The 24,790-nt window shown below is 72.3% G+C and carries 16 protein-coding genes and 3 pseudogenes; 14 read left to right on the top strand and 5 right to left on the bottom strand.

Going from position 1 to position 24,790, the window contains the following annotated elements:
• Positions 1-7: 7 nt before the first annotated feature.
• The 3 genes and pseudogenes from E4N62_RS00220 to E4N62_RS00210 all read left to right on the top strand — a co-directional run bounded on the left by E4N62_RS00220 (position 8) and on the right by E4N62_RS00210 (position 5,273).
• Entirely contained in the window at positions 8-2,257 is a 2,250-nt protein-coding gene (locus E4N62_RS00220) for a bifunctional glycosyltransferase family 2 protein/CDP-glycerol:glycerophosphate glycerophosphotransferase (protein WP_230211400.1), read from the top strand.
• Positions 2,254-3,591 carry a hypothetical protein gene (locus E4N62_RS00215; protein ID WP_230211399.1) on the top strand — a complete coding sequence of 446 codons (1,338 nt, stop codon included), beginning with the start codon at positions 2,254-2,256 and terminating at the stop codon, positions 3,589-3,591. Before E4N62_RS00220 ends, E4N62_RS00215 begins: the two co-directional genes overlap by 4 nt.
• A gap of 156 nt (positions 3,592-3,747) precedes the next feature.
• Positions 3,748-5,273: pseudogene (locus tag E4N62_RS00210) on the top strand (hypothetical protein).
• An 80-nt stretch (positions 5,274-5,353) separates the two neighbouring features.
• On the opposite strand, the gene E4N62_RS00205 reads toward E4N62_RS00210, so the two are convergent.
• On the bottom strand, positions 5,354-5,767 hold the full coding sequence (locus tag E4N62_RS00205; protein WP_184893393.1) for an organic hydroperoxide resistance protein: 414 nt from the start codon (positions 5,765-5,767) through the stop codon (positions 5,354-5,356).
• A gap of 159 nt (positions 5,768-5,926) precedes the next feature.
• On the opposite strand from E4N62_RS00205, the gene E4N62_RS00200 reads away from it, so the two are divergent.
• The 7 genes from E4N62_RS00200 (at position 5,927) to E4N62_RS00170 (ending at position 13,739) form a co-directional block, all read left to right on the top strand.
• A complete protein-coding gene (locus tag E4N62_RS00200) occupies positions 5,927-6,454 on the top strand; it encodes a MarR family winged helix-turn-helix transcriptional regulator (protein ID WP_230211398.1) in 528 nt (175 codons plus the stop codon).
• A gap of 134 nt (positions 6,455-6,588) precedes the next feature.
• A complete protein-coding gene (locus E4N62_RS00195) occupies positions 6,589-8,208 on the top strand; it encodes a glycosyltransferase family 2 protein (RefSeq protein WP_230211397.1) in 1,620 nt (539 codons plus the stop codon).
• 112 nt (positions 8,209-8,320) lie between these two features.
• Positions 8,321-9,292, top strand: coding sequence for a UDP-glucose 4-epimerase GalE (galE, locus tag E4N62_RS00190; protein WP_230211396.1), 972 nt, complete (start codon positions 8,321-8,323; stop codon positions 9,290-9,292).
• A 128-nt stretch (positions 9,293-9,420) separates the two neighbouring features.
• Positions 9,421-9,855: a DUF6507 family protein gene (locus tag E4N62_RS00185; RefSeq protein ID WP_230211395.1), complete on the top strand. Its 435-nt coding sequence runs from the start codon at positions 9,421-9,423 to the stop codon at positions 9,853-9,855.
• A complete protein-coding gene (locus tag E4N62_RS00180; RefSeq protein WP_230211394.1) occupies positions 9,852-12,119 on the top strand; it encodes a hypothetical protein in 2,268 nt (755 codons plus the stop codon). The genes E4N62_RS00185 and E4N62_RS00180 overlap by 4 nt, the downstream gene beginning before the upstream one ends.
• Before the next feature lie 16 nt (positions 12,120-12,135).
• Complete coding sequence (locus E4N62_RS00175) at positions 12,136-12,759, top strand: pentapeptide repeat-containing protein (RefSeq protein WP_230211393.1); 624 nt, start codon at positions 12,136-12,138, stop codon at positions 12,757-12,759.
• A 35-nt stretch (positions 12,760-12,794) separates the two neighbouring features.
• Positions 12,795-13,739, top strand: a complete 945-nt coding sequence (locus E4N62_RS00170; RefSeq protein ID WP_230211392.1) for an ADP-ribosylglycohydrolase family protein — start codon at positions 12,795-12,797, stop codon at positions 13,737-13,739.
• A 9-nt stretch (positions 13,740-13,748) separates the two neighbouring features.
• Here E4N62_RS00170 and E4N62_RS00165 read toward each other — a convergent pair whose 3' ends face one another.
• The gene (locus E4N62_RS00165) at positions 13,749-14,216 is read right to left on the bottom strand and encodes a DUF6174 domain-containing protein (RefSeq protein ID WP_230211391.1); all 468 of its coding nucleotides are present in this window, start codon (positions 14,214-14,216) and stop codon (positions 13,749-13,751) included.
• 237 nt (positions 14,217-14,453) lie between these two features.
• Positions 14,454-15,092: a TetR/AcrR family transcriptional regulator gene (locus tag E4N62_RS00160; protein WP_033524948.1), complete on the bottom strand. Its 639-nt coding sequence runs from the start codon at positions 15,090-15,092 to the stop codon at positions 14,454-14,456.
• Between the two features lie 186 nt (positions 15,093-15,278).
• On the opposite strand from E4N62_RS00160, the pseudogene E4N62_RS00155 reads away from it, so the two are divergent.
• Together E4N62_RS00155 and E4N62_RS00150 are read left to right on the top strand one after the other, a co-directional pair.
• Positions 15,279-16,210 (top strand): annotated as a pseudogene (locus E4N62_RS00155) (ABC transporter permease).
• Positions 16,211-16,340: 130 nt separating this feature from the next.
• Positions 16,341-17,078, top strand: a complete 738-nt coding sequence (locus E4N62_RS00150) for an ABC transporter ATP-binding protein (protein ID WP_230212326.1) — start codon at positions 16,341-16,343, stop codon at positions 17,076-17,078.
• A 92-nt stretch (positions 17,079-17,170) separates the two neighbouring features.
• Here E4N62_RS00150 and E4N62_RS00145 read toward each other — a convergent pair.
• Positions 17,171-18,263: pseudogene (locus E4N62_RS00145) on the bottom strand (glycosyltransferase).
• Between the two features lie 86 nt (positions 18,264-18,349).
• On the bottom strand, positions 18,350-21,355 hold the full coding sequence (locus tag E4N62_RS00140; RefSeq protein ID WP_374116888.1) for a CDP-glycerol glycerophosphotransferase family protein: 3,006 nt from the start codon (positions 21,353-21,355) through the stop codon (positions 18,350-18,352).
• Positions 21,356-21,509: 154 nt separating this feature from the next.
• Between E4N62_RS00140 and E4N62_RS00135 the strand changes: the two genes are divergently transcribed.
• A complete protein-coding gene (locus E4N62_RS00135) occupies positions 21,510-22,553 on the top strand; it encodes a serine/threonine-protein kinase (protein ID WP_230211389.1) in 1,044 nt (347 codons plus the stop codon).
• Between the two features lie 286 nt (positions 22,554-22,839).
• On the top strand, positions 22,840-24,789 hold the full coding sequence (locus E4N62_RS00130) for a serine/threonine-protein kinase (protein ID WP_230211388.1): 1,950 nt from the start codon (positions 22,840-22,842) through the stop codon (positions 24,787-24,789).
• Position 24,790 lies beyond the last annotated feature (1 nt).

The following is a 24,790-nucleotide window of genomic DNA, read 5'->3' as shown; positions in this document are numbered from 1 at the left end:
TGAGGACATGCCCCGTTTCAGTGTCGTCGTGCCCGTCTTCGAGGTCCGGGTGTATGTGCGCGAGTGCCTGGACTCGGTCCTGGAGCAGTCGTACGGAGACGTCGAGGTGATCGCCGTCGACGACTGCTCGCCGGACGGAAGCGGCGAGGTCCTCGACGCGTACGCCGCCCGCGAGCCCCGGGTGCGGGTGCTGCACCTGCCCGCGAACGTGGGCCCGGGCCGGGCCCGCAACGCCGGACTGCCGTACGCCACCGGCGACTTCGTCCTCTTCCTCGACGGCGACGACACGCTGGTCCCGGGTGCCCTGCGCGCGCTGGCGGACCGGCTGGAGGAGGCCGGGGACCCCGATGTGCTGGTCTTCGACCACGCCCGGACGTACTGGTGGGGCGAGACGCGGCGCGACGCCCACGCGCACCTCCTGGGCGCGGCGGGCGAGGGCACGTTCACGGTGGCCGAGCGCCCGGGGTTCCTCGGTCTGCCGAGGGTCGTGTGGAACAAGGCGTACCGGCGGGAGTTCCTGGAGGCGCACGGCTTCCGGTTCCCGCCGGGGCACTACGAGGACACGCCGTGGACGTTGCCGGTGCTGCTCGGCGCCGGGCGGATCGCCACGCTGGACCGGATCTGTGTGTCCCACCGGCAGCGGCCGCGAGGCACCCTGCTGTCCACCACCGGCCGGGGGCACTTCGATGTGCACGACCAGTACGAGCGGGTCTTCGCCCATCTGAACTCCCGTCCGGAGCTGACGGGTTGGCGTGGTCGGGTGCGGGAGGCGATGGCGGACCACTGTCTGGAGATCCTCGCCGCACCGGACCGGGTGCCGTCCGGGGACCGGGCCGAGTTCTTCCGGCGGACGGCGGGGCTGTACCGCAGGCACCGGTCGGGCGACGACTCCCCGGCCCCCGCCCGCCAGGTGCTGGAAGGCGGTTGGGCCGCCTACCGGGTCCGGCGGTGCGCGGCCCGCACCCGTAGCGCGCTCGGCGTACGCGGGGAGCGCCTGCGAGCCGTCGGCGCCGAGTGGATCGGGCGGGGCTGGTCGCTGGCCCACGAGCGGCTGCCGCTGGACCCGCAGCTGGCCCTGTACTCGGCGTTCTCCCATCGCGGGGTGTTGGGGGACCCGGCGGCCGTGTACCAGGCCGCCCGTGAGTTCGCGCCGCACATCCGGGGAGTGTGGGTGGTGCGCCCGGAGCGGGTGCCGGCGCTGCCGCCGGGCGTGGAGTACGTGACGCCGGGCTCGGCCGAGTACCGTCGGCTGGCCGCGCGGGCGACGTACTTCGTCGGCAACGCCGACTGGCCCGGCGCCCTCACCAAGCGGCCGGGCAGCGTGCATGTGCACACCCACCAGGGGACGCCGCTGAAGTTCATGGGCGCCGACCTACTGCACAAGCCGGGTGCCCGGCTCGGCGTGGACGTGCCGAGCGTGCTGCGGGGGGCCGACCGCTGGGACCACAGCCTCGTCGCCAACCGTCACTCCGAGCTGGTGTGGAGCAGGGCGTACCCGTGCGGTTTCACCTCGCTGCGGACCGGCAGCCCGCGCAACGACGTCCTGGTGAACGCCGGGCCGGAAGGCGGCGCGGCGGTCCGTGAGCGGCTGGGCGTCCCGCCCGGGCACACGGTCGTGCTGTACGCGCCCACGCCCCGCGACCATCGGCGCGGCGGCCACGCCGAGCGCTTCGACCTCGCCCGGTTCGCCGCCGACCTGCGGCGCAGCCTGGGCGAGGCGCTCACCCTCGTCGTACGGCTGCATCCGGCGCTCGCGGACGGGCCGGCGCGCGGGTTCGGGCTCGCCGAGCTGCACCGGCGGGGTGTCGTGGTGGACGCGACCGACGAACCGCATGGGGAGGAGCTGATGCTCGCCTCCGACGTCCTGGTCACGGACTACTCGGCCCTGATGGTCGACTACGCCAACCTGGACCGGCCGATCGTCGTCCACGCCGACGACCTCGACGCCTTCACCGCGAGCCGGGGCATGTACCTCGACATCACCGCCGACCCGCCCGGCCATGTCTCCCGGTCCTACCGGGAGCTGGCCTGGCTGTTCGACTCCGGGCAGTGGCGGGACAGGGAGTCGGCGCGGCTGCGGGCGGGGTTCCGGGAGCGGTACTGCGAGTTCGACGACGGGCGGGCGTCGGAGCGGGTGGTGCGGACGCTGATGCTGGGTGAGGCGGCGGGGGCGGTGCCCGCGCCCCGGCCGGCCCCGTCCCCGGCGGCCGCCAACGCTTTCCCGTCGTCGTCTGCCGCTTTCCCATCGTCGTCATGAGGGCGCCCACGGCCGACGGGTGGGCGCGGGTCCTCGCGCCGCGCGCGCGGGTGTGGGTGCTGCTGTTCGCCACCGTCTTCGCGCTGCTCCAGCTGGCGAGCGTCACCGGTCGCGCCACTCCCGACACCAAGAACTACGTCTCGTACGCCCTCACGCTGGGCGGTGCGAGCGTGCGGGAGTCGGCGGCCGGCACCATCGACCACTACTGCGGGAGCCGGGCGGCGACGGCCGAGCGGAAGCGGAGCGTGGACGTGGTGCGGTTCCGGGCGCCGTCCCCGGCCGCGCGGGTCGCCGAGGAGTGCCGGCGGGAGCTGTGGCGGAAGGTGGACCGGCGGCTGGCGGCCGGGCAGTCGGGCGTCCCTGTCGCGCCGTTCGCCTCGGAGCGGTTCCTGCGGATCTTCGAGGTGCGGCCCGGCTACCCGGTGCTGCTGGCCCCGTTCGTCGCGGTGTTCGGGGTCCTGTGGGGGGTGTGGCTGGCGAGCGTGCTGATCGCGGCGGCGGGGGGCGTCCTGGCCTTCCTCGTCCTGCGGGCCGTCCACGCCCCGGTCCCCGTCGCCCTCACCGGCCAGGCCCTCTACTACGTGCTGCCGTGCGGCGCGACCGCCATGCGGCCCATGACCGAGGGGGTGCTGCTGGCCCTGACGCTGACGGCGCTCTGGGGGTGCGCCCTGGCGCGGGAGGGCCGCGTACGGGCGGGGGCACTGCTGGTCGGCGGTTCCCTGGCAGCGCTCTTCACGGTGAAGCACTCGCAGGCGCTGTTCCTGGGGGTGTGTCTGGTGGGGGCGTGCGCGGTGGTCGGCGCACGGCGCGCACGCGGTGGTGAACGAACGGGGCGCGGGCTCGGGCCGCTCGGGGCCTGGGTGCGGGCGGTCGAGCCGGGGGTCCTGGCGGTCGGAGCCGTGTCCGCGGGCGCGGCGGTGTGCACGCCGGCGCTCGCCTCGCTCCTGCACTACCCGGCGGCCTCGGAGAGCCTCCAGGATCTGCTGACCGATCACTTCACGCGCCCCGACCGGGCCCGACCCTGGGCGGAGTTCCTGCGTCTGGAGGTGAACTTCTGGGCGGAGTGGGGGCGTCGGCAGCTGACCGAGCCGCTGTTCCTCGCCGCGCTGGCGGCGGGCGCGTGGGGCGCGCTGCGGCAGCGGCCGGTGTTCGGCTGGTTCGTGCTGGCCGCCGCGTGCACAGGGATCCTGAACCAGGCCGGGCATCCGGACATCACCATCTGGGGTGACCGGCTGATCGTCGTGGCGTGGCTGCTGCCCGTGCTGGGGCTACCGCTGCTGCTGGAGCGGATCACCACCACCCGCGACTCACTCGATGTGGTGACCGCGAGCTGAGCCGTTGACCGGTCCCGCCATACCGGGAATACACGACAAATGCCCCGTGCAGCCCAGAATTTTCCCGGTTCCGGCCCGGATCCGCGCGTTCGGCCCCACGCCGGTCCCGATCCGCGCGCCCGGCGCCGTCGGCGTGGCGCGCTCGGGGTCACCGCGCTGCGCGGCGGCCGTACCCGGCTGTCCCGGCGGCCGACGCCGTACCTCGTCATGGGCGCGCTGTTCTGGCTGGTCATCACGTTGGCGTACTGGCGGGTGCCGCTGTGCTGCGACGCCGGTCAGCACGCGGCGGTCGTCGAACGGCTGCGCTGGGACCTGCTGCACCCGGCCCACCCGACCGCCGCCCTACCGGGCGCGGGCAGCCCGTACTACTCCCCCTACGCCGTCGCGCAAGGCGTGCTCGCACGGCTGACCGGGCTGAGCGGCTGGTCCCTGGTGAAGCTGGCCGGACCGGTGAACCTGCTGGTGCTGCTCACCGGGATCGGCCGCTTCGTGCGCGTACTGACGCCCCGGCCGTGGGCGCCGGTCCTCGCGGTGCTGTTCATGACGTTGCTGTGGGGCACCGAGCGGAGCCTGTGGAGCGGCTTCCTCGGGCTGATGTCGCTGACCCTGAACCTCGGCTATCCGTCGGCGTTCGCCACCGGGCTGACGTTCTGGGCCTGGGCGTGGACGGGGGCACGCGCGCGCGGCGGCGGTCCTGCCGGGCGGGTGCGGTACGTCGGACCGAGCGGCCTCGGCACCGTCTGGGCGTACGCCGGACTCGGGGCGCTGTACGGGCTGATCACGCTGGTGCACCCGATCACGGCGGTGGCCTCGCTGGCCGGGGCCGTGGCGATCGTGGCCGCCTGGCAACGGGGATGGTCGCGCCCGGTGGTGGCCCGGTGGGCGGCGGCGGGCGGGACCGCCCTCGCGGTGGCGGTGTCCTGGCCGTACTACGCCGTCCTGGCACTGGCGGGGCACACGGGCGTGGACGGGATGCACCGTCTGCTGTACGAGAGCGCGGCGGGGAACCTCTGGCTGGCGCTGCTCGGGCTGCCGGCGCTGTGGGCGCGGGGTCGCCGGTCGCGCAGGGACCCGCTGGTGCTGATGTGCGCGGCTCAGTGCCTGGTGGTGGCGTACGGCTGGATCAGCGGGCACTACACGTACGGGCGGGTGCTGGCGCTCGCGGCGGTGCCGGCGCAGTTCGCGCTGGCGGTGGAGCTGGCGGCGCCCCGGCCGTGGGGTGGGCCCGGCGGGTGCTGGGCGGGGCCGCCGCGGCCGGGGTCTGCGTGGGTTTCCTGACCGCCCAGGCGGGGGCTGTCGTGCCCCGGGCGCTGGACCCCGTCGGCTTCGGACAGCCGCCGCGCTGGCCTTCGTACGACTGGGCCGCGCGGCATGTGCGGGCGGGTGAGGTGCTGATCAGCGACGGGTACTTCGCGATGCGCGCGCTCGCCGGGTACGGGGTGAACATGGCCGCGCCGCCCTGGCCCGATCCCGCGCTGGAGGAGGGAGAGCGGGTCGAGCGGCACGCCGAGGTGCGGGCGTACCTGGATCCGGCGTCGACGCGGGACCGGCGTGCGGCCGTCGCGCGGCGCTACCGGGTGCGCTGGCTGCTGCTGACGCGGTGGCAGAAGGTGCCGGAGGAGGCGGTGGTCGTGGACTGGAGTCCGCGGACCGGGGAGGTGCTGGCGCGGATCGCTCCGTAGGGGGTGGTGCGGAGCGATCCGCGGGACGGCCCGGGGCCTGGGGGCCTGTCACGTCCCATGGGCGGGGACGCGCGGAGGTGTTACTCGACGACCAGCTCGACCGGCATGTTGCCGCGGGTGGCGTTGGAGTAGGGGCAGACCTGGTGGGCCTGCTCGACGAGCTTGCGGCCGGTGGCCTCGTCGACGGTGTCGGGGAGTTCGACGCGGAGGGTGGCCTTCAGGGCGAAGCCCTCGCCCTCCTTGCCTATGCCGACCTCGGCGGTCACGGCGGCGTCGCTGACGTCGACCTTGGCGGCGCGGCCGACCAGGCCGAGCGCGCTGGCGAAACAGGCGGCGTAGCCGGCGGCGAAGAGCTGCTCCGGGTTGGTGCCCTGGCCGTTGCCGCCGAGCTCCACCGGGAGGGCCAGGTCGAGGTCGAGCTTTCCGTCGTTGCTGACGGCGCGACCGTCGCGGCCGTGGGTGGCGGTGGCGACAGCGGTGTAGAGCGCGTCCATGGAAGAACCATCCCTTTCACAGGTCAAGTCAGGTCGAGTCGAGTCAAGTCGGTTCGAGCCGTGTCCGGCGGTCCGGTCCGGCCGCCGTTCACGGGCCCCAGTAGAGCACACAATTCAATTGCCCACAACTAAATGGCGGACAGGGGTTACCCTGGAAACATGAGCACGAGTGCCGTCCCTACGCCCGAGGGGATCTCCCAGGAGATCTCCGGGCAGGTCGCCGGACAGGTCTCGGAGGAGGACTTCCTCCGTCTCGACCGGCAGATCTGCTTCTCCCTGCACGCCGCCTCGCGCGCCTTCAACGGTGTCTACCGCGTGGTCCTCAAGGACCTCGGCATCACCTATCCGCAGTACCTGGTGATGCTGGTTCTCTGGGAGCACGGCGAACTGCCCGTGAAGACGCTGGGCGAGCACCTCCGACTCGACTCCGGGACCCTCTCGCCGCTGCTCAAGCGCCTGGAGACGGCCGGCCTCGTCCGACGCGAGCGCAGCGCGCGCGACGAGCGCTCGGTGGTGGCGCGACCGACCGAGGAGGGCGCGGCCCTGCGGGAACGCGCGCTGGCGGTGCCGCGCCGGATCGTCTCCGCGACCACCTTCGACCTCGACGAGATCCGCGATCTGCGCGACCGCCTGGACCGTCTGACGGCCGCGCTGGACGACGCGGCGCTCACGGAGCCGGCCGGGTAGCCGCCGGCACCCGCACAGAATCCGACAACTCCATACGGAACCTGGGCCTCCCGCCCGCCATCTTCCCCACGGGGCCGCGAAGCCGCCCGTAAGGGAAGATTTGCACACATACCTCTCACAGGTGCGGGGCAACCATGGCTCTTCAGCAGGCGCAGGTCTCCGTCGTCGTCATCGGGTACGACGACGCGGCCCATGTGACGGACGCCGTGCGCTCGGCGCTCGCGCAGGGGCCGGCCGTCCGTGAGGTGATCGCCGTCGACGACTGCTCGACCGACGGCAGCGCGGACCTGCTGGAGCGCCTCGCCGGGGACGAACCCCGGCTGCGGGTGGTCCGGCGCCCGGTCAACAGCGGCGGCTGCGGCACCCCGCGCAACACCGGGCTGGACGTCGTGACCTCGCCGTACGTCATGTTCCTGGACAGCGACGACGTGCTCCCGCCCGGCGCCGTGGACGCGCTGCTGGGGGCGGCTCTGGAGCACGACGCGCCGGTCGCGTCCGGGCTGTGCGTGCGCAAGGAGCTGCCGTCCGGCCGCGAGACCCCCTGGCAGCCCGAGCTGTACGCCCGGCGCACGCTGCTGGAGCACTCCTCCCAGCGCGCACGCCTGGTGCACGACACCCTCTGCGTCAACAAGCTGTACCGGACCTCCTTCCTGCGCGAGCGCGCCATCCGTTTCCCCGAGGGCCGCTTCCCGTACGAGGACTTCGTCTTCGGCGCGCGCGTCCTGGCCGCCGCACCGCGCGTCGCGCTCGTCCCCGACCCGGTGTACGTCTGGCACGTGCGCCGTTCGGCGGCCCGGCTGTCCATCTCCCTGGACCGCTCCGACATCACCAACTGGCGGGCCCGCCTGGACGCCGACCGGCTGTCGTACGACATCCTGCTGGGCGCCGGCGAGAAGGGCCCGGCACGGGCCACACGGACGCGCTTCCTCGACCACTCGCTGCGGATGTACGCCCGCGAGCTGGGCCTGCGCGGCACCGAGTACCGGCGCGAGTGGTGGAGGCTGACGCGCGCGTACCTGGCCACCTTCGACGAGGGCGACTTCGCGCCGGCGCCCGCGCCCGGCCGGGTCGTCGCCCGGGTGATCCTCGCCGCCGAGGAGCCTCGCGACCTGCCCCGCCTCAGGGAGATGTCGGCCCGCCCGGCCCGGCTGACCCCGCCGTACGCGCGCGGGGCCGACGGCTCGCCCGTCTGGTCGGCCGATCTGCCGCAGGTGGAGCTGGACCATCTCCTCGTCCGCCCCGTGGAGCTGCTGCCCGCCGCCGTCGACGCGGAACTGCGGCCCCGCCCGCGGGGGACGGTGCTCCGACTGCGGCTCCACGAGCTGTACGGGCGGATGGCGGAGGCGGGGCCGGTGACCGTGCAGGCGGAGTTCACAGAACGGAACGACGGGCGGGTGGGCTTCGCCGGCACGGCGCCCCTCCTGGCCGAGGCGGAGGGCGACAGCGGCGCGGACACGCCGGACGTCGACAGCTGGACGGCGGACGTACCGCTGGACCTGGCCGCGTTGGGCAGCGGCACGTGGGACCTCCGGCTACGGCTGCGGTTCGCGGACGGCAGCCGTCGGGAGACCACCGCGCACGCCGCCGCGGGCGCCGGGCTCCTCCGCCGGAGCGCACTGTTCAGCGCGCGCCACGGAGTGCTCCTGGTGCAGCCGTACGCAACTCACGCGGGGGCGCTCGCGGTGCGACTCGCGCCCGGTTGGCGAGGATTGACCGAAGTCGTCCGCCGACGCCTCAAACGCCTGCTTCACTGAGACCCGACGCGGGCACGGCCCCGCGCCTACGCCTACGCCTACGCCTACGCCTACGACTACGCCTACGACTACGACTACGACTACGACTACGACTACGACGGGACGGTCGTCCATGACCTGGCTGATCACCGGTGGCGCCGGTTACATCGGGGCGCATGTGGTGCGCGCGATGCTCGACGCGGGCGAGGAGGCCGTCGTCTACGACGACCTGTCCACCGGTATCGCCGAACGGGTGCCCGACGGCGTCCCGTTGGAGGTCGGCTCCACCCTCGACGGGGAGCGGCTGGCCCGGGTGATCCGGGACCGGCACGTCACCGGCGTCGTGCACCTCGCGGCGAAGAAGCAGGTCGGCGAGTCCGTCGAACTGCCGCTGCACTACTACCGGGAGAACGTCGAGGGCCTGCGCACCCTGCTGTCCGCCGTCACGGACGCCGGTGTCTCGTCCTTCGTCCTCTCGTCCTCCGCCGCCGTGTACGGCATGCCCGACGTGGACCTCGTCACCGAGGAGACGCCGTGCCTGCCGATGAGCCCGTACGGCGAGACCAAGCTGGTCGGCGAGTGGCTGGTCCGGGCCACGGGCCGGGCCACCGGGCTGTCGACGGCGTCCCTGCGCTACTTCAACGTGGCCGGCGCGGCGGCCCCCGAACTGGCCGACACCGGCGTCTTCAACCTCGTCCCCATGGTCTTCGAGAAGCTCTCCGAGGGAGCCCCGCCACACATCTTCGGCGCCGACTACCCGACCCCCGACGGCACCTGCGTCCGGGACTACATCCATGTCGTCGACCTCGCGGAGGCCCATGTGGCGACCGCGCGGCGGCTGCGCGAGGCGCCGGGCACGGACCTCACCCTCAACATCGGGCGCGGGGAGGGCGTGTCGGTGCGCGAGATGGTCGACCGGATCACCGCGCTCACCGGTCACGACCTGCCGCCCGTGGTCGTCGACCGGCGGCCCGGGGACCCCGCGCGCGTGGTCGCCTCGGCGGACCGGATCGCCGCCGAACTGGGCTGGAAGGCGCGGTACGGCGTCGAGGACATGATCGCGTCGGCATGGGCGGGGTGGACGGAGCGGCCGCAGCACCTGTGACGGAATCGACGAGCAGTGGGAACTGTTCGGTGCCGTTTGCTCGTGTGTACTAGGGGAAGCGAAGGACGAGCAGACCACGCGTACGCGTACGGGTACGGGTACGACAGGGCGTTACGGGGGTAGCGACGGTGCCGGCTTGGGACATCGATCCGATCAACGTGCAGACCACGCTGAAGTCGACCGGTGAGGCGGCCGGCGGCCTGGAGAAGGCCGCCAACTCGCTGGTGTCGAACATGGCGAGCGCGGCCGAGTCGGCCGGTACGGCCGTGCCGGGCGGGCAGTTCAACGGACCGATGATCGGGCCGGTGGCCGCGGGCACGCCACGGGTGCCGGTCGGACCGGTCGCGGCGGCGCTGAGCACGTACCTCCAGGAGCGGCAGCAGAAGCTGGCGTACATGGCGCAGCGGACCATCGACTCCGTGCAGGGCGCGGCCGATGCCACCAACGCCTACGTCACCGGCGACCTGGACATGGCCGCCACGCACCAGGCCAACGCGCTCAAGGCGACGGTCGTACCGCCACCGCCGGGTGTCGACGGGAACGGCGGGCAGGGGCCGAAGTGAGCGACGACATCCCCGTCATCCCGGAGGAGGTCCCCGAGTTCACCGGCAACCTGGAGCTGCTCGACCAGCACATCGCGGGCGTCCGTTCGGCCGGTACCTCCCTGAAGGACTCGGGCTCGGCGATCCACACCCGCTTCGGGGGCCTCTCCGCGTACTACAAGGCGCCCGAGGCGGAGGCGCTGTTCGCGACGACCGCGCCGGTGGCGGCCAAGGGCGGTGAGTTCGCGACCGAGTTGGAGACCGTGGCCTCGGCGCTGGACACGTACGCCGCCGCCGTCGGCCCGCTCAAGCAGAAGTTCGACCAGCTCCGCCGGGACGCGATCGCCTTCCGCGCGAAGATCGAGGGCGACGACGAGTGGCGCGCCGACGGCGACCTCGTCGAGGAGAACAACAACCGCCGCTCCGACATCAACGCCGCGTACGCCGCGTTCCAGGCCGCCGAACGCGACTGCTACAACAAGATCGTCGGGCTGGTCGGCGGCGAGGCGCTCGTCGTCAACGACGGTTCGAACAAAGAGAACATGTACGGCTACCGGGGCGAGGACCTCGACAACGCCGGTGGTCTGCCCTGGGGCGACCCGGTGGAGGAGTCCAACCCCTGGTACTACATCCACGAGCACGCCTGGGACTTCGCGGTCGGCTTCGTCGTGGACGGCGTATGGGGCACGATCAAGGGCCTGGGCACGCTGGTCGGCTTCAACGGCTGGGACGCGGCGGGCCAGGCGTGGGTCGGCCTCGGCAAGCTCGCCACCGGCATCGTCATCACGGCCGTACCGGTGGTGGGCGCCGCGTACTGGCTGGCGCCCGACGACAAGCTGCCCTCCTGGCTGCGCGACTCCCGCACCGCCGTCGTCGAGACCGGCAAGGCGCTGATCGCCTACGACGAGTGGGGCAAGAACCCCTCCCGGGCCGCCGGGGCGGTCACCTTCAACGTCCTGACCACGATCTTCACGGGCGGCGCGGGCGGGGCGGTCTCCGGCGCGGGCAAGGCGGGTGCCATCGCCAAGGCGATCTCCTTCGCGGGCAAGGCCGGCAAGATCGTCGACCCGATGACCTACCTCACCAAGGGCGTCGGCGCGACGGCGGTGAAGATCAGCGACGTCATGGCGAGCCTGCGCGGCATCACCGACGGCACACACATCCGGCTCGGCGAGGGCACGTACCAGATCGCCGACCCGCCGAACATCGCCGACGAGCTGCCGGCCGGCCTCACCCCCGAGAACAGCGTCCGGATGGAGACGCCGCAGGGCGAGGTCGTCTACCTCGACACCCAGACCCTCGTCGTCCACAACGCGGACGGCACGGTACGGGAGTCCCTGGACGCCATCCGGCACGAGGGCACGGCGGCCGAGCGGGGCGTCGACGCCACGCGACCCGAGACCGAGCTGGTGGGTGCGGGGGCGAAGGTGGGCGACGGCGGCACGGCTGTGGGGCGCGTCGGCGACGACCGCCTGCCGTCCGCGAACCACGAGACGCCGGGCGGCAACGGCGGGCCCGGCGGTGACGGCCGGACCGGTGGCACCGGAGGCGGCCGTACGGAGACCCCGTCCGGCGGCCGTACCGACACGCCGACCGGCGGCCACACCGAGACCTCGGGCGGCGGCCACACCGGGCCTCCCTCCGGCGGTGGTCACGGCGGGACACCGGGCGGCGGCCACACCGAGCCCCCCACCGGCGGGCACGGCGGCACCCCGGGCGACGACGGCACGGGGGCCCCGCACGAGCCCTCGGAGGGAACGACGGCCCCCGAGCGCGGCAACGAGCCGCCGCCCGAGCTCACCCCGCAGCAGAAGGCGGACCACTGGGACCATCTCGACGAGGTCGAGTCCCGCAGTCCCGAGGAGTTCGACCAGCTCCAGCGCGACCCCGACAAGAACGGCGGTATCTCCGAACCCTCCAAGGACGAGGCAAGGGTCGGCCTGGACCTCGCCGAGCAGGGGCGTCTCCCGGACGACATCCAGCGCCCCACGGAGGCGGACCGCGGGGAGTTCTACTCACCGAGCACCGGACGCTACTACGACATCAAGGGCGTCCATTCCGACTGGCCCCCCTTCAACAATGTCCGGGACAAGTCCCTGCCGTTCAAGGGAGCTTATGACCCCGCCAGGAACGAACGCTGGGTCAAGAAGCTGGCGGAACAGATCGTCGAGAAGCAGCGCGTCGTTATCCTGGACATGCGCAATGCGAACCAGGCGGCGATCGACGACATCAAGTCCATCGTCGAGAAGAATGGCTGGGAAGACGATGTCATCTGGTACCCGTAGGAATTGGGCGCCCCGCGTGTTCCCGACGGATCCGCAGGCGAAGGCCCGTCTGGAGGAGTGGCTGAGTGCGGGGGGCGAGGGCGCCCTCGACGTCATCGGGCTCGATCTGCGTGACGCGGACCTCTCCGAGGCGAACCTCCAGGAGTCCTGGCTCACGGACGCGAAACTGGCCGGAGTCAAGCTGGTGGGGGCGGACCTCTACCGTTCCGACGCCGAAGGGGCCGACTTCACGGAAGCCGATCTGACGCGGGCCTCGCTGGTCCGTGTCAACCTCGACGACGCCGTGCTCCGGGGCGCGGTCCTGGACGGCGCGGATCTGGTCAAGGCCTCGCTCTACGACGTCGACGCGACGAATGCCTCCTTGCGCGGCACACGCGTCCTGGGCGCTTCCCTCCTGAATGTGGATTTCCGCGGTGCGGACCTCTCCGATGCCGTTCTGCGGGAGAATTCCTTCAAGGTGACCGTCGATGACCGCACCAAGGTCGAGGGCCTTTCGGGAACCGTCTTCGGCCCTGTCCGGGTGATCGACGATCAGGGTGGCGAGCACGAGATCGCGGGAGCGGCACTGGAACGTTGGGTGAGCGAACGCGGCGGATCCGTCGAGGTGCTTCCCGTCCCTGAGGCGAAGCGCAGCCTGTGACCGGGTTTCACCGGCGGCCCCAGGCACTCCCGGACGTGGTCGATCCGCGGCGCGCCCTCGGGGCGGTGCTCGGCTCCGCCGTCGGGGACGCGCTCGGCGCGCCCTTCGAGTTCGGTCCTGAAGGCGCCTTCTCCACGCGCTTTCCGAAGGCCGGACACGGCGGAGAGATGTGCGGGGGTGGCGGATGGGACCCCGGTGAGGCGACCGACGACACCCAGATGGCCGTCCTCGTCGGGGAGTCCCTCGTCAAACACGGAGGACTCGAACTGCCCGACGTCTTCCGGCGGTTCCAGCGCTGGGCGGCCTCCGGCCCCAAGGACATCGGCATCCAGACCGAGGACGTCCTCACCGGCGGCGACCCCTGGGACCTCGCCGCCGCCCGCCACTTCCAGGTGAACCTACGGGCCGCGGGCAACGGCGCGCTGATGCGGGCCGCCACCTCGGCCGTGTTCTTCGCGCCGTACGGGCGCGACCCCAGCATGGACGCGGCCCGGCGCCTGTCCGCCCTCACGCACGGCGACCCGGCCGCCTGGGAAGGCACCGCCGTCCTCCACGAACTGGTCCGGATCGCCCTGGCCGGCGACGACCCGCTCATCGCGCTCCCCGACACCCTGGCCGCGCTCCACCCCGACCACCGCCCCCGGTACGAGGTCGTCCTCGCCCCCGACTGGCACCCCGACCGCGCCACGGAGTTCAACGGCGCCGTCTGGCCCTGCCTGGGCTCCGCCGTCTGGGCCGTACGGACGACCGACTCCTACGAGGACGCCGTACGCGCGGCCGTGGACCTCGGCGGCGACACCGACACGGTCGCGGCGGTGACCGGCGCGCTCGCGGGCGCGGTGCACGGGGTCGAGGCCATCCCGGAGCGCTGGCTGGAGCCGCTGCACGTGCCCCTGCCGGGGTTCGGGGAGCGCGTCCTGCGCACCCCGGCACTCGTCCACCTGGCAACGGAGTTGGCGACTCGGCACGACGCCCGCTGACCCTCGCTCTCAGCCCGCACCCGGCTGGTAGCCACTGATGACGTACTCCGCCTCGTCGTCGATGGCGTTCTCGTCCACGTCCAGGGTGATCCGTGCGGGATGCCCACCGGCGGCGTACTGGATCTCCGCCGTGTCCGCCTGCTCCTGCCAGGCCTTCTCCAGTATGTCCAACAGGTCGCCGATCTTCGGTATGCGGTCGGGCCCCCGCTCCACCACCGACCGGCTGCCCTCGTCGAGGCCGACCGCCTCGGTCACCTTGCCGTCCCGGACCGTCACCCGGAACGTCCCCGCCAGGACCATCGAGGTCGACGTGAGGGTGTAGACGTACGAGGGGGGCTCCTCCCAGGTGATGGGGGTTCCCGGGGTGGTGCTGCTCTGCTTCGGCGAGGCTCGTCCCTTCGGTTCCGAGGACGTCCCGCCGTCGCACGCGACGGTCGTCCCCGCCGTCCCCGCGATCAGCGCGGCGGCGAGGAGCACGGAACGAGCACGGGGGCATAAGAGAGTCACGGCGACCCCATTCCTGAGCGGCTGTGACTAAGACGCGATCCGCCGCTGGAACGTTCGGTCCGCGGCGCGTTCGATCTCCGGCGCGTCCGGTCCCCGGCGCGGTCTGGCTTCGGCGCGACCGGTCCCCGGCGCGTTCGGACTTCGGCGCGTCGGACTTCGGCGCGTTCGAATCGTGCCGCCTCGCCCCGGCGCCCCGGGCCTCCGCCCCTACAGCGCCCGCAACGCCCCCGCCGTGGCCCGCGTCAGGCTCTCCAGATAGCCCTTCGGCAGCTTCGGCGCGCGGACGACCACCGAGCGCCAGTACAGCGGGCCCGAGATCACGTCCAGGGCCAGGTCCTCGTCCACGCCCGCGCGGACCTCGCCCCGGGCGACCGCCGCCGCGACGATCCCCGTGGCCACACTCTGCTGCCCCTCCCTCAGCGCCTTCTGCATCGCCTCGGCGATCTCCGGATTGCGGGCGGCCTCGGCCTGGAGGTCGGGGATGATCTGGCCGGCCACCGGGTGCCGCAGCGCGCGGGACGTGACCTCGTAGAGCAGCCGGAGATCGCCCTCCAGCGAGCCCGTGTCCGGCATGGGCAGGCCCTGGACCGCCACCGCCGAGACCAGGTCCAGCACCAGATGCAGCTTGGAGCGCCAGCGGCGGTACACCGCCGTCTTGCCGACGCCCGCGCGGCGCGCGATGCCCTCAATGGACATCCGGGCGTATCCGACGGCCGCCAGTTCCTCGAAGACAGCCGCCCGGATCGCCTCCGTCACGTCCTCACGGAGCACGGCCGCCCCGGCGGGGGCCCGGCGGCGCGGCCGTGGTGGCGGCTGCCCCTCGGAGGGGTCGGCGTTCGTCGTCATGGTGCACAGCATAGGCCGCGACGACGAAACGGTTGCGTTCCGACGTCGAATCGGCTTACGCTCACGTTGCGACGATACGGTCCCGTCCCGACGTAAGAGCGGGGCAAGGACACCGTAAGAGCCCGACCAGCGCGGCCAAGACACGGGACTCCCCCACCAGCGACCTCACTAGCGAAAGCAGCGGATGTGAGCCAGGTCCTCCACGCACCGCCCCCGACCAGGGCAAACACCCCCGAAGCACCCCCGCCGCCGAGACCCCGGCCCAGCTTGCCGAGCGGTACGGCCTCAGCGTCAGCGGGGCCCGCCCCTCGCTCGGCGCGTACGTACGGCAGCTGTGGGCGCGGCGGCACTTCATCACCGCGTTCGCCACGGCGAAGCTGACCGCGCAGTACAGCCAGGCGAAGCTCGGCCAGGTCTGGCAGATCGCGAACCCCCTGCTGAACGCGGCGGTCTACTACCTGATCTTCGGCCTGCTCATGGGCACCAAGAAGGGCGTGCCGGACTACGTCCCGTTCCTCGTGACCGGCGTGTTCGTGTGGACCTTCACCCAGAGCTCGATCATGGCGGGCACCCGCGCCATATCCGGCAGCCTCGGCCTGGTCCGGGCCCTGCACTTCCCCCGGGCCTCGCTCCCCCTGTCGTACTGCCTCCAGCAGCTCCAGCAACTGCTGTTCTCCATGGCCGCGCTGGTCGTGATCCTGCTGGCCTTCGGGGTACCGGTCGCCGCGTCCTGGCTGCTGATCGTCCCCGCGCTGGCGCTGCAGTTCGTGTTCAACGCCGGCGTGGCGACGGTGATGGCGCGGATCGGCGCCAAGACGCCCGACATCTCGCAGCTGATGCCGTTCGTGCTGCGCACCTGGATGTACACCTCGGGCGTGATGTTCAGCATCGACCACATGCTCGCCGAGCGGGACATCCCGGCGTTCGTGCACCTGCTGCTGGAGTGCAACCCGGCCGCCGTCTACATCGACCTCATGCGGTTCGCGCTGATCGACAGCTTCCACGGGGGCCAGCTGCCGCCGCACGTCTGGGCGATCGCGGCGGGCTGGGCGCTCCTCGCGGGCGTCGGCGGGTTCATCTACTTCTGGAAGGCTGAGGAGACGTACGGCCGTGGCTGACACCGTCATCAACCCCACCGTTCCCGGCACCCGGCGGACGGCCGACCAGGCCACCGACACCGGCACCGACACGGGCACCGGCACCGCCGCCCCCGAGCCCGTCCCGACCGTCGTCGTCGACGGCGTCGACATCGTCTATCGCGTCAACGGCACGGGGGCCGGTCGTGGCACCGCCACCGCCGCGCTCAACCGCATCCTGCGGCGCAAGAAGGCGGAGAAGGCGGCCGGCGTCCGCAAGGTGCACGCCGTGCGGAACGTGTCGTTCACCGCGTACCGGGGCGAGGCCATCGGGCTGATCGGGACGAACGGCTCCGGGAAGTCGACCCTCCTCAAAGCCGTCGCCGGGCTCCTCCCCGTGGAGAACGGGCGTATCTACACCGACGGCCAGCCGTCCCTGCTCGGTGTCAACGCGGCCCTGATGAACGACCTCACGGGTGAACGGAACGTCCACCTCGGCGGGCTCGCCATGGGCATGTCCCGGGAGCAGGTCAGGGAGCGGTACCAGGAGATCGTCGACTTCTCGGGCATCAACGAGAAGGGGGACTTCATCACGCTCCCCATGCGGACGTACTCCTCCGGGATGGCGGCCCGGCTGCGGTTCTCCATCGCCGCCGCCAAGGACCACGACGTGCTGTTGATCGACGAGGCGCTGGCGACCGGGGACCGCTCGTTCCAGAAGCGCTCCGAGGCGCGGATCCGTGAGTTGCGGAAGCACGCGGGGACGGTGTTCCTCGTCAGCCACAACAACAAGTCGATCCGGGACACGTGCGATCGGGTGCTGTGGCTGGAGCGCGGCGAACTCCGTCTGGACGGGCCGACGGACGAGGTGTTGAAGGAGTACGAGAGGTTCACCGGCGGGAAGAAGTAGGGCGCCTGAGAACTCGGGGGGAACTGTGGTTCGGCGGGTGCGGGTTCGTCGTGGTTGTTCGCGCGGTTCCCCGCGCCCCTGGGGGATGCGGCTCACCTCTCCAGGAACGTGAACAAGGCCTCCCACCGGTCCACGATCTCCTCCGTGCCGTAGCGGCGGATGTTCTGTCGCGCTTTGTCGCCCATGCGGTCGCGCAGGGTCTTGTCGGTCATCAACCGGTCCAGTTTGCGAGCCAGTTCACCCGTGTTGCCGGGGCGGACGAGAAGGCCGTCCTCGCCGTCGCGCACGATCTCGTGGACGCCGGGCGCGCAGTCGAAGGCGACACAGGGGACGCCCATGGCCATGGCTTCCATCAGGGCGAGGGGGAAGCCCTCGCCCCGGGAGGACAGCGCGAAGACCGAGCCGCCGCGCAGGGCGCCCGGCACGTCGTGCGTGCGGCCCATCCAGGACACCGAGCCGTCGAGACCGAGGGCCGTGCACTGCTTCCTGAGGAGTTCCTCGTCCTCGCCGGAGCCGTAGACGAGCAGCGTCCAGTCCGGGTGCCGGGGCGCCACCTCGGCCCAGGTGTCGAGGAGCATGTCGACACCCTTCTCGTCACTGAGCCGGCCGATGCTGACGACGGCCTTCGCGGTGCGCGGCGAGGGCTCCTCCGGAATCCAGGGCACGGCGTTGGGCAGGTACGAGGCGTTGTTGAGGCCCTCCCCGATCCACAGGTCGGCGTCCTCGCGGGTGAGGACGAGCATGCGGTCGACGTCCCGGTAGTACGTGAGCACCCGCCGGAAGCGGGAGGAGCGGCGGGAGGTCTCGAAGGACTCGTGGCTCATCCCGATGACGGTCAGACCGCCGGTGTCGGCGAGCCGCACCCACTCCATCGCCCACACCTGGGTCACGATCACGACCCCGCCGGGGCGCGCGGCCCGGAACAGGCCGGTCAGCACGGTCGCCCGGTCCCGCATGCTCGCGTCCCGCGCCCGGCCGGGGGGCGGCGGCTGGCCGTCGTACAACCGGGTGGTGGGGTACGGGAGTTCGCCGAGGGGTGCGGGTCCTCGGGGTGGTGATCCCGATGACGTGGACGCGGTGGCCGCGTTCGGTGAGGAGCCGGGCCAGGTGATGGGACCAGCTGGTCACACCGCCCGTCTCGTCCACGCTGTTGGACACCAGGAAGACGTCCCGCGCCCCGGACACCCGTGCGCCGTCCCGCCCGCCGTCCCTGGCCTCGTCCCGCCCGGAGGCCCTGGCCTCGTCCCGCACGACAGCCCTGTCCCGGCCGATCACTTGCGCCTCCACTCGGAGAAGAACTGGTCGACGACGCTCCGTGCCGCCGTCCCCTTGTCGTACTCGCCGAAGGCGGCCGTGAACCGCTCCCGCGCGGCGGCGTACTTGAGCGTCTGCTCGTCCAGCGAGGAGTCGCGCAGGACGGCGTGCAGCTCGTCCTCCGTGCGCACGATCGGTCCCGGCGCGCGCTCGATGAGGTCGAAGTAGGTGCCGCGGCCCTCGTGGACGTACTCCTCGTAGTCGTAGGTGAAGAAGAACATCGGGCGGTCGAGCAGCGCGTAGTCGAACATCACCGACGAGTAGTCCGTGATCAGCGCGTCCGCGAGGGCGAGGACGGGCGTCACGTCGTGGTGGTCGGACACGTCGACGACGCGGCCCCGCACCGACGGCGGGAGCACGACGTGGTTGAGGTAGTGGGCGCGGACGAGCAGCACGTACTCGTCGCCGAAGGCCTCCGCGAAGCGCTCCACGTCGAAGGGGAGGGTGAAGCGGCGCTGCCCCTGGTGGCGGAAGGTGGGGGCGTAGAGCAGGATTTTCTTGTCCGCCGGGATCGCGGAGATCTCCGGGATGCCCAACTCGGCGGCGAGCCGCGCGCGCTGGTCCGCCCGATCCGCCCGGTCCGTCTCCCGGGCCCGGACGAGCTCGTCGTTGCGCGGATAGCCCACCCGCAGCAGCACCTTCTCCCGCAGCCGGAAGGCCTTCGCCAGGGTGCGCACGTCGTGCTCCGAGCGGATCAGGAAGTGGTCGAAGCGGTCGAGGGTGCGCTGCTGCTCGGCCTGCTCGGCGCGGGACTTGAGCTTCCAGCCGGGCTCGTCGAAGCCCATGCGCTTGAGTGCGGAGCCGTGCCAGGTCTGGAGGTAGGTCGTGCCGGGACGCTTGGTCAGCTTGAGCGGGAAGCTCTGGTTGTCGATCCAGAACTCGGCGCGGGCCAGCGCCCGCAGATACGGCAGCGACCAGCGCCGGACGAGGGTGGCGTCGGCCGGAAACCCCTCGGGGCGGCCCGTGTACGACCACACCGCCTCGAAGTCGAGACCCTGGCGGCGCATCTCCTCGTAGATCGCCCGGGGGCTGTCGCTGTACTGCCGTCCGAGGTGGCTCTCGAACACCACCAGTCGCCGCTGCTTCGGCATGCGTAGGAAAACCTCGCGGTAGAGGCGGATTTTGGCGTCTCCGGAGGTGGCCTTCTTGCGCAGCGCCTTCGCCTTGCGGTAGCCGGACTTGGCGAGCCTGCCGGGCGCCCCCTGGAGGCCCCGGGTGACGAGGACGGTGGCCTTCTTGTCGGGGACCAGCCGGAACGCGAGGTGACCGCGGGCGGAGATCTGCGGCTCGACCCGGTCGGCGACCAGCCGCGTGAGCCGCGGCCGGACCGGCAGTTCGCCGCCCGCCAGCCCCGGTTCGGCGGCCGTCAGCCGGCTCGTGGTGCGCTCGCCGTCGACGTCGAGGTGGAGGCGTACGTCCCATACGGCGTCCACGACGCCCAGCGGTCGGAGCGTCCGGGAGATGTCGGCGTCGGCCCGCCACGTGATGTACGGACCGTCGTGCCGAACGGTGGCCACCGGCACCCGGAAGGTCTGGAACCGCACGCCGGGGCGGCGGGCGTAGAACTCCAGAGAGGCGGAGAGCCGGGCGTCGGCCGGAATGACCCCGAGCGGGTTGGTGACCCGCCCGGCGAGACGCACACGACCGCCCCGGCCGGTGCCGGTGCCTCGTCCCCGGCCCGCCTCCGCCGCGTCTGGCGCGTGCCCCTCGTACTCCTCGTACTCCTCGTACTCCGTCAGCTCGTTGCGCAGGAACAGCTTCCGGACCGGTCGGGCGTGGTAGCCGAGTTCGGTGACGTCCAGGATCCGGCGCGCGAACTCCCCTTCCTCCCCAGGGGCGTCCAGGTGCTCGGCACACCAGTAGATCCGCCCGTCGCGCTCGACGAGGGGCGCGGAGACCTTGTCGCGGTTGGTGAGCGTGTCCACGGCCGGCAGCAGGTTGTCCCAGTCGCCCATCCGCAACAGATAGGCGCAGACGGCGTGGATGGGTTCGACCTCGTCGTAGGCGGCCGGGTCGATCGACGCCAGATAGGCGCGGGCCAGTCCGGCGAACTCCCGGCGGTAGGCCGCGTCCCGGAACGGCAGGTCACGCAGGTGCAGCACCAGGTCGTGCTTGAGGAACTTGACGTCCTTGTGGAACTTCAGCTCCGCCATGCCCTGGCCGGCGAGGAGCCGGTCCACCCGGCGGTGGATCTCCATCCGGTGCGCGAAGTTGGCGATCTCGGCCCGCCGGTTGCTGATCGACTTGGCCCGCGCCTTCTCGGCCACGTTCCAGTCGTAGACCCGGTTGGGGATCAGGGTGATACGGCGGGCGGCCGCGTACGCCTGGGCGGAGAAGAAGAGGTCCTCGTAGTGGATGCCGACGGGGAACAGCAGCCCGCCCTCGACCAGAAAGTCCCGGCGGTAGCACTTGTTGGTGGACAGGGTGTCGTAGACCAGCAGGTCGGGGAGCTCGGAGACGGAGTCGAGGGTACGGGTGCGGGTGTACAGCCACGGGTACCACGGGACCTCCTTCCGATTGCGGGTGTCCACGTGGACGCGGACGCAGAGACCGGAGACGAGATCGGCCCCGGTGCTCTCGGCGGCCTCCAGCAGGTTGCGGCAGGCGTTGCGCTCCAGGACGTCGTCGCTGTCGAGGAAGACGACGTACTCGCCCCGGGTCTCCCGGATGCCCGCGTTGCGGGGCGCGCCGCAACCGCCGCTGTTCTCGGGCAGCCGGTACGCGCGCACGCGGTCCGGGTGCTCGGCGGCGAGGCGGGCGGCCACCTCGTAGGAGCCGTCCGTGCTGTGGTCGTCGACGATCACGACCTCGACGCTCCGCAGCGTCTGCTCCAGCACCGAGCGGACGGCCGTGGGCAGCCTGGCCTCGTCGTTGTAGACGATCACGACGACGGATACGGCGGGTCGCTGGTCCACGTCCGCGTTCACCCCATCAATCCCGTTCGTTCCGTTCGTTCCGTACATCCCTGACATCCCTGCTTCTACCCTCTATAGACCGTGGTGCGGTTGAGGGCCACTCGGATAGATGTCCTCGGCGGTACGCGGGTTGCCTCACCGGCCTCTGCCGGCTCCCTGCCGCGATACCCTCCGAGGACGTGCTGAGCGGAGGGGGCGGTCGATGCGTGGGGTGGTACCTGAGCCGCTGCGGACGGAGGATCCGCGGGAGATCGCCGGGTATCCCCTGTACGCCCGGATCGGTGAGGGCGGCATGGGCACCGTCTATCTCTCCCGCAGCCGGGGCGGCCAGCCGGTCGCGCTGAAGCTGGTCCGCCCGGAGTACGCGGGCAGCCCCGCCTTCCGTGAACGGTTCGCCCGCGAGGTGGCCGCCGGGCGCCGCGTCTCCGGCTACCACCTGGTGCCGATCGTCGACCACGACGCCGGTGCCGAGCGGCCCTGGCTGGCCACGCACTACGTCCCGGGTGTCCCCCTCGACCAGGCACTGGAGACCCACGGCCCGCTCCCGGTCGCCACGGTCCTGCAACTGCTGGCGTGCGCCGCGTACGCCCTGGACGCCGTGCACACCGCCGGGGTGATCCACCGTGACGTCAAGCCCGCCAACCTGCTGCTGGCCGCGGACGGGCCCTGGCTGCTCGACTTCGGCATCGCCCGGGCGGCGGGCGCGGCGACCCTCACCACCGCCGGACGCCTGATCGGCACCCCGCACTACATGTCCCCCGAACACGCGCTCGGCCGCCGGGTCACCTCCGCGTCCGACGTGTTCGCGCTGGGCCTGATCGCGGCGGTCGCCGCGACCGGCAGTCACCCGTACGGGCGCGGCAACCCGCTGGCCATCGCCACGCGCATCGCCGCCACGGACGTTTCCCCACCCGCGCTGGACGGCATCGGGCGCCCCCTGGTGGACGTCATCCGCCGCTGTCTCACCGCCGACCCGGTGTCCCGGCCCTCCGCGGCCGCCGTCGCCGAGCACTGCGCGGGGGCGGCGCGGCGGGACGTCCGGGACTTCGCGGGCTGGCTGCCGGGGCCGGTGGCCACGTCGGTGGCCCTCATCGAGACGGCCTTCCGCACGCTGTCCCTGACGGAGGCGCCGACGGCGCCGACGCCGCACATCTCGGAGGCGCCGACGGCACGGCGCCTCCCGCCGACGGCGCCGATCACTGTGCGGGACGAGGAGTGGCGGCGCCGGGTCCGCCGTGAGCCGTGACTTCGGGTGCGTTGTCGGGTGCGGGTGAGTGGGGCTTCTCGCGCAGTTCCCCGCGCCCCTGAAAAACCGGGGCTGTGCCCCGTGCTTTTCCCCCCGCGGCCCCGCTGCTTTTCAGGCCCGCAGGGCCTGGTCTTCTGGGGGCGCGGGGAACTGCGCGAGAAGCCCCACCGGACCGGCACCCGCCGACGAAACAGGCGCCCCCGAGTTATGAGGCGCCCCCAGTCCCGGGAACCGCAACACCCACCCCAAGTGTCATAAGTGCCGTATAAGCTTCGGACCGCTCCAAGTGCCCACACCGGCACCAGAGTTCGGCACCGCACCGGGGGAGGCTCCCATCAGCACCAGCACCGGCGACATCCTGAGCCCTCTGGGACCGCAGGACCCACGAGAGACGGCCGGCTACCACCTGCAGGCCCGCATCGGCGAGGGCGGCATGGGCACGGTCTACCTGTCGCACACCCGCGGCGGCCAGCCCGTCGCCCTGAAGGTCATCCGGCGCGAGTACGGCCAGGACGCCGACTTCCGCCGCCGTTTCGAGCAGGAGGTCCAGGCCGCCCGCCGCGTGCAGGGCTACCACATCGTCCCGGTCGTCGACCATGACACCACCGGCGAACTCCCCTGGCTGGCCTCGGCGTTCATCGCCGGCATCCCCCTGCACGACGCCCTCGTCGCCTTCGGCCCGCTCCCCCTGCCCGCCGTCTTCCAGCTCGTCGGCTGCGCGGCCCGCGCCCTCACCTCAATCCACGCGGCCGGAGTCATCCACCGCGACCTCAAGCCCAGCAACATCCTGCTGGGCTCCCAGGGCCCGTACGTCATCGACTTCGGCATCGCCCGCGCCGCCGACGCCACCCATCTCACCCAGTCCGGCGGCCTGATCGGCACCCCGCAGTACATGTCGCCGGAACACGCCCTCGGCGAGCAGGTCACCCCGGCCACCGACGTCTTCTCGCTCGGCCTGATCGCGGCGGTCGCCGCCACCGGACGCCACCCGTACGGCGACGGCGGCGCCATCACCATCGCCGCGCAGATCGCCAACACCTCCCAGCGCCCGCCGAAGCTCGACGGCTACGACGAGCGGCTGCGCCCCCTGCTGGAGCGCTGTCTGACCGCCGACCCGGCCGAGCGCATCGGCACCGAGGAACTGGCCGCGCTCTGCCAGGAGTCGGCGGGCCGCGGCATCGGCGACTTCACCGGCTGGCTCCCGGCCCCGCTCACCGCCGAGATCGCCCGTCGCGAGCAGTCCGCCCAGACCCCGCCCCAGCCGACGGCACCCCAGATGCCGGCCGCGCCCCGACCACCGCCCGTCGGCTCCCGCGCCCCGCCCCACGACCCGGCGGCCCAGGGCCACGCGTACGCCCAGGGCACCACCCAGGGCGTACCCCAGGCGCCCCGACACCGCCGCCGACCGGCTTCGGCCCGCCCCAGGGCCAGGCCCCGACCCCCGGCTACGGCTACCCACCCCGGCCACCGACACCTACAACCTCAGCCCGCAGGCCCCGCCCCCGCCCCGGCCCCTCCCAAGAAGAGCCGCCGCGGCCTGAAGGCGGCCCTGGTCGCCCTCGCCCTGGTCCTCGTGGCCGGCTCCGGCGCGGCCGCCGCCGTGTACGTGATGGGCGAGGACGACGACGGCAAGAGCTCGGCGAGCAACGGCACCAAGGACAGCGGCAAGAAGGACGGCGCCGACGGCGACAAGGGCGCCTCCACACCGAGCCCGTCCCCGACGAAGGCCGACACCGGCTCCGACACCGGCTCCGGCGACCAGGGCGGCGAAGGGGACGGAACAGACCCGAGCACCTCCCCTTCCATCCCCGCGAACGCCCAGTACTCGGCGATCTTCGAGGGCAAGTCCTTCACGCTCCGCACACCCGCGGGCTCGGCCTACGTCAACGTCGACTTCGACAAGCCGGAGGTCGACACCGAGGACGAGATGGTCGACACCCTGAAGGACATGTACCTCGACAGCAGTTACTGGTACTTCGACACGACGATGGGCAAGAGCGCGGGCACCACACCGCAGGAGTGCGCCGAGGGCACGGGGACCGATGTGCTGCCCTCCAGCCTGGACTCCGGTGCCTTCGGCGAGGAAGCCGAGATCGACAAGGGCGTCAGGCTCTGCACGATCACCAAGCAGGGCAACCTCGCCATGTACGAGATCACCGGGCTGACCCCGGGCAAGTACAGCTGGGAAGTCCCCACGGTGCAGGGCAAGCTGACCCTCTGGGAGATCACCGAGTAAC

This window comes from Streptomyces sp. MNU76 (genome assembly GCF_020982545.1).
In the GTDB taxonomy this organism is placed as follows: Bacteria; Actinomycetota; Actinomycetes; order Streptomycetales; family Streptomycetaceae; genus Streptomyces.
Note: the sequence above shows the minus strand (reverse complement) of the source record. Positions and strands in the feature narration are given on the sequence as shown.

Bases quoted from the DNA above. Each gene is read 5' to 3' on its own strand.
- E4N62_RS00220 (WP_230211400.1), top strand. From the start codon at position 8: ATGCCCCGTTTCAGTGTCGTCGTGCCCGTCTTCGAGGTCCGGGTGTAT.
- E4N62_RS00215 (WP_230211399.1), top strand. From the start codon at position 2,254: ATGAGGGCGCCCACGGCCGACGGGTGGGCGCGGGTCCTCGCGCCGCGC.
- E4N62_RS00205 (WP_184893393.1), bottom strand. From the start codon at position 5,767: ATGGACGCGCTCTACACCGCTGTCGCCACCGCCACCCACGGCCGCGAC.
- E4N62_RS00200 (WP_230211398.1), top strand. From the start codon at position 5,927: ATGAGCACGAGTGCCGTCCCTACGCCCGAGGGGATCTCCCAGGAGATC.
- E4N62_RS00195 (WP_230211397.1), top strand. From the start codon at position 6,589: ATGGCTCTTCAGCAGGCGCAGGTCTCCGTCGTCGTCATCGGGTACGAC.
- galE (WP_230211396.1), top strand. From the start codon at position 8,321: ATGACCTGGCTGATCACCGGTGGCGCCGGTTACATCGGGGCGCATGTG.
- E4N62_RS00160 (WP_033524948.1), bottom strand. From the start codon at position 15,092: ATGACGACGAACGCCGACCCCTCCGAGGGGCAGCCGCCACCACGGCCG.
- E4N62_RS00140 (WP_374116888.1), bottom strand. From the start codon at position 21,355: ATGTACGGAACGAACGGAACGAACGGGATTGATGGGGTGAACGCGGAC.
- E4N62_RS00135 (WP_230211389.1), top strand. From the start codon at position 21,510: ATGCGTGGGGTGGTACCTGAGCCGCTGCGGACGGAGGATCCGCGGGAG.